The organism is Gemmatimonas sp. (assembly GCF_044345575.1).
Classification (GTDB): domain Bacteria; phylum Gemmatimonadota; class Gemmatimonadetes; order Gemmatimonadales; family Gemmatimonadaceae; genus Gemmatimonas.
Genome location: NZ_JBIJAW010000259.1, coordinates 1 through 4786, shown reverse-complemented (window position 1 = coordinate 4786; position 4786 = coordinate 1). Strand labels below are relative to the sequence as shown.

The 4786-nt window shown below is 64.9% G+C and carries 5 protein-coding genes; all 5 read left to right on the top strand.

What is annotated here, in order from left to right; all coding sequences use genetic code 11:
• The first annotated feature begins 101 nt into the window (after positions 1 to 101).
• On the top strand, positions 102 to 1412 hold the full coding sequence (locus ACIQ6O_RS13035) for a M16 family metallopeptidase (RefSeq protein WP_396208225.1): 1311 nt from the start codon (positions 102 to 104) through the stop codon (positions 1410 to 1412).
• Positions 1409 to 2818 carry a M16 family metallopeptidase gene (locus tag ACIQ6O_RS13030; protein ID WP_396208224.1) on the top strand — a complete coding sequence of 470 codons (1410 nt, stop codon included), beginning with the start codon at positions 1409 to 1411 and terminating at the stop codon, positions 2816 to 2818. Before ACIQ6O_RS13035 ends, ACIQ6O_RS13030 begins: the two co-directional genes overlap by 4 nt.
• A 60-nt stretch (positions 2819 to 2878) precedes the next feature.
• A complete protein-coding gene (locus ACIQ6O_RS13025) occupies positions 2879 to 3469 on the top strand; it encodes an SET domain-containing protein (protein ID WP_396208223.1) in 591 nt (196 codons plus the stop codon).
• Complete coding sequence (locus ACIQ6O_RS13020) at positions 3466 to 4011, top strand: NUDIX hydrolase (protein ID WP_396208222.1); 546 nt, start codon at positions 3466 to 3468, stop codon at positions 4009 to 4011. Before ACIQ6O_RS13025 ends, ACIQ6O_RS13020 begins: the two co-directional genes overlap by 4 nt.
• A 266-nt stretch (positions 4012 to 4277) precedes the next feature.
• Positions 4278 to 4786 (top strand): RNA polymerase sigma factor (locus ACIQ6O_RS13015; RefSeq protein ID WP_396208221.1); only part of this gene is annotated, 509 nt, incomplete at its 3' end.

The following is a 4786-nucleotide window of genomic DNA, read 5'->3' as shown; positions in this document are numbered from 1 at the left end:
AGCGACGATGCGGGCAGCGAACGCCGCAATAGGACCGATAGTGAACGCGAATGCATGACGACGGGGTTTCGAGTTGCTGGTACACGCCCGAATATTGACCCATGCACATCCCCGTCGAGAGCTATCACCTCCCGAATGGCCTGCACGTGGTGCTCTCCGAGGACCATACGGCGCCCATCGTTGCGGTGAATCTGTGGTACCATGTCGGTTCGGCCAACGAGCGACTGGATAGAACCGGTTTTGCCCATCTCTTCGAGCACATGCTCTTCCAGGGATCGGCGAACGTCGAGGCCAACGAACACTTCGAACTGGTGCAACGGGCCGGCGGAACGTTGAACGGGTCCACGTGGCTCGATCGCACCAACTATTACGAAACCCTGCCGTCACATCAGTTGGCGCTGGCGCTCTGGCTGGAAGCCGATCGCATGGGTCGCATGCTCCCGGCCATGACGCAACAGAAGTTGGACACGCAACGCGACGTCGTGAAGAACGAACGCCGCTGGAGCGTGGACAACCAGCCGTACGGGACGTGGTGGGAGCGGCTGCCGGCGTTGGCGTTCCCCGACGGGCATCCGTTCAATCACTCGCTGATCGGGTCGATGGAACACCTGACCGACGCGTCGCTCGACGACGTGGCGGACTTCTTTCGCACGTACTACACCCCGGACAACGCGGTGCTCACCGTTGCCGGCGATTTCGACCGGACCGAAACGGTACGGCTCATCGAAGCATACTTCGGGGCCATTCCTCGCGGGGGACCGCGTCCGCCGCTCCGCGACATGAGCGTTCCCCCCACGTTCGGCGACACGCGACGCGAGGTGGTACCCGATGCCGTCGCGCTGCCGCGCGTGTTTGTGACGTGCCGCACACCGGTGTTCGGGACCGACGGCTACTATGCCGCGAGTCTTGCCGGTGCCGTGCTGGGGATGCGTACCGGGTGCCGCCTCGAACAGTCGCTGGTGCGTCGCCAGCGGATCGCGTCGCAGGCCAGCGCCTTCACGTACGATCTCGCGAAGGGGAGCGATCTGCTGGTGATCGACGCCACCGCGCACCCCGGGGTGAGCGTTGATGCGTTGGAGGCGGCGGTGCTCGCCGAGCTCGACGCGATGTACGAGCACGGGGTCACGGAAGACGAGGTAACGCGCGCGCGCGCCCTCATTGAAACGAGCTTCGTGATGAGCATGCAGTCGGCCGCCGAGCGCGCTGATCAGCTGTCACGTTTCGCCACCTATTTCGGGGATCCCACCCTCGTGAACACGCAGGTGGACCGCTACACCGCCACCACGGCCGCCGATGTCTCACGCCTGGCGCGCGAGCGTCTGGGCCCGGACAATCGCGTGGTGCTGGTGTTCGTGCCGGCCGACGAACCGCCAGCCGAAGTGGAAGCCGAACTGGCGGAGGCCACCGCATGACCGCTGTAGCCCCGATGCACGACGAAGGGACCACGCCCGTGGCCCCGCCGCGTCCCGGCCCCGGTGAACCGCGGCCGTATCGCTTCCCGCACTTCGTCACCCGCATTCTCAGCAACGGACTTCGGCTGATGGTCGCCCCGGTCCCCGCGTTTCCGGTGGTGACGACGCTGGCGGTGGTGGAAGCGGGGGCCACGCGCGATCCGCGTGACCATGAAGGGTTGGCGCAGCTGGTGACGCGGGCGCTCAGTGAAGGTACGCGGTCGATGAATGCGCTCGAGCTTACCACCCGCCTCGAGATGCTGGGCACCACGCTCGATACCGGTGCCGACTGGGATTCGGCCATCGTGCAGCTCACGGCCCTGTCGTCGCGCATGGAAGACGCCATGGCCGTGCTGGCCGAAGTGCTGCGCTATCCGTCGTTTCCTGAGCACGAGCTGGAGCGGCTGCGCGCGGAGCGTCGCGCCGATCTGGCCCAGCTGCGCGCTGAACCGCGCGGCCTGAGTGACGTGTTCTTCTCGCGATTGCTCTTCGATCCCTCGTCGCGATTCGCCCGACTCGCCGGCGGCGACGAACGCAGTATCGAGCGGCTCTCGCGCGACGAGATCGTGAAGTACCACGACACTTTCTACCGGCCGGATGCCACCGCCCTGATGATGGTCGGTGACATCGACGTGGACACGGCCGTCCGCATCGCCAGCGCCCATCTGGGGGACTGGGTGGGGAAGGCGCCACCGGTCACCGAACCGCCGGCGGCGCAGCGGCACGCCGAACCGCGCGTGCATCTCGTGCATAAGGTCGATGCGCCGCAGAGCGAGGTGCGGGTGGGGCACATCGCCATTCCGCGTTTTCACCCGGACTACTTCCCGGTGGTCGTGATGAACGCGATCCTCGGCGGGCTGTTCTCGTCGCGTCTCAACCTCAACCTGCGCGAAGCGCACGCGTACACGTACGGGGCGCACAGCGCATTCGACTGGCGTCGCGCGGCCAGCCCGTTCGAAATCAGCACGGCGGTGGAGACGGCCGTCACCGCCGACGCGCTGCGGGAAATCGTGGCCGAGTTCACGCGCATTCGTGCGGAGCCGGTGAGCGACGCCGAGCTGTCGCTGGCGATTTCGTATCTGGTGGGGGTGTTCCCCATCCGCTTCGAGACCACGGCCGAAGTAGCCGGCGGTCTGGCGAACGTGGAGATCTTCCGCCTGCCAAGCAACTACTTCGATACGTATCGCGAGCGGGTGTCAGCGGTCACGGCGCAGGATGTGCTGCGCGTGGCGCAGACCCATCTCGATCCGGCGCGGTTGCAGGTGGTGGTCGTGGGCGATGCCGACGCCATCCGTGAGCCTGTGGCAGCACTGGGGCTCGGCCCCATCACGGTGTATGATCCACTCGATGATGACGGCGAGGCCTGACGCGCCGTCGTCGCGCCGCGTTCGCTTCGCCGATCACCCTGCTCACCTCATCCCGTCATCGTGACCCCCGTCCGGAAGTCCACGAAGAAGTCCAGCAAAAAGCTGGTGAAGCCGCCCAAGTCGGAGCTGTACGAGGTGCGCCGCTCGAAGATCCAGGGGCGCGGGGCCTTCGCGATCAAGTCCATTCGTACGGGGCAGAAGGTCGACGAGTACTGGGGACAGCGCATCACGCACGAGGAAGCCGACCGTCGCTATGAGGACAACGACGGGCGGCACCACACGTTCCTGTTCGTGCTCGACGATGACACGGTGCTGGACGCGCGCTACGGCGGCAACGACGCGCGCTTCATCAACCATTCGTGCGATCCGAACTGCGAAACGGAAATCGCACGCGGCCATATCTACATCAAGGCCATCAAGGCGATCGCTCCCGAGACCGAGCTCACCTACGATTACCGCTTCGAGTGGCAGGACGAGTACGAGCCGAAGGACATCCGGTACTATGCCTGCCGCTGCGGGGCGAAGAAGTGCCGCGGCACCATTCTCAAGGTGCCCGTGTATCTGCGTCCGACGGTGCGTGAGTGGCTGGCCGGCAACGACGTAAAGAAGCCGCGCAAGCCGGTAAGAAAGCGGGCCAAGACCACGAAATGAGCGAGACCGGAAAGATCGGCGGGACGCGGGTCTACCACGGGCGCATCATCTCGGTGGACCTCGATGAGGTCCGCTTTCCCGATGGATCTACGGGAACGCTGGAAATGATCCGGCACCCCGGAGCGAGCGCGGTGGTACCGGTGCTCGGTGACCCGGGGGACGATCCCGAGGTGTTGCTGATCCGGCAGTACCGGTACGCGGCTGATCAGTTCCTGTATGAAATCCCGGCCGGGCGCCTCGACCCGGGAGAAACGCCGGCGGATTGCGCGCGGCGGGAATTGCAGGAGGAAACCGGTTACTCGGCTGAGCGTGTCGAACATGTGTTCACCATGTACACGACGCCCGGGTTCACCGACGAGAAGATTCATCTCTTCGTGGCGACCGGTCTCGTGGCAGGGCAGGCGCATCGCGAGGCCGACGAGTTCATGGAACTGGTGCCCACCCGACTCTCACGGGCACTGTCCATGGTCGAGCAGGGGGAAATTCAGGACGCCAAAACGGCGCTCGCCCTGCTGTATGCGGCAGGCTTTCGTCTGAACTGAGCCGAATTGTCGTATTGGTTGTCCACTTTTCCGGACACGATTCATCGGAAGAGGACGGTCGAGCGGACACCCGGTGAGATGGTGACGCGGGGCACGGAACTCCAAGTCGTTGGCGTGTAAGCGTTTGCATCGAAAGGTTCCCCGTGGTTCCTTTCGGCACGCCCCGTGCGATACCCCTCAGTGCGCACCAGCATGACACACCGGGTCGTCCGGCGGTCTGGTTGGCGCGCCACCGGAACACTGCCTCTGGCAGGAGGGCTCGACCGATGGCCGAACTTGCTCGTACTAAACTGACTGCCCATGCCACCCCCGTGGTGCCGGTGCGCGAGCACCTGCGGACGCTCGAGGATGGGGATGTGGTGTCGGCCTTCCTCGCGGGCGAGGAACGGGCGTTCGAGGAGCTTGTCGATCGCTACCAGGGGCGCCTGCTCAACTTCGTGTACCGCACGATCGGTGACCGCGACCGCGCCGAGGACCTGGTGCAGGAAGTGTTCATCCGCGTGTACCGCCACATCGGCCGCTTCGATCGTTCGAAGAAGTTCAGCACGTGGATCTACACGATCGCGTCGAACCTGGCGAAGAACGAGCTGCGCAACCGCTCGCGTAACCCATTGGTTCTGTTCCAAACCATCAAGGCGAAGTTCGAGGACGAGGAGCGTCCGATCGAGTTCGAGGACCCCACCTCGCGTCCTGACGACCTGTTCCGCAAGCGTCACCTGCGGGAAATGGTGGAGCAGTCGGTGGGGGAATTGCCGGTGCATCACCGGGAGGTGTT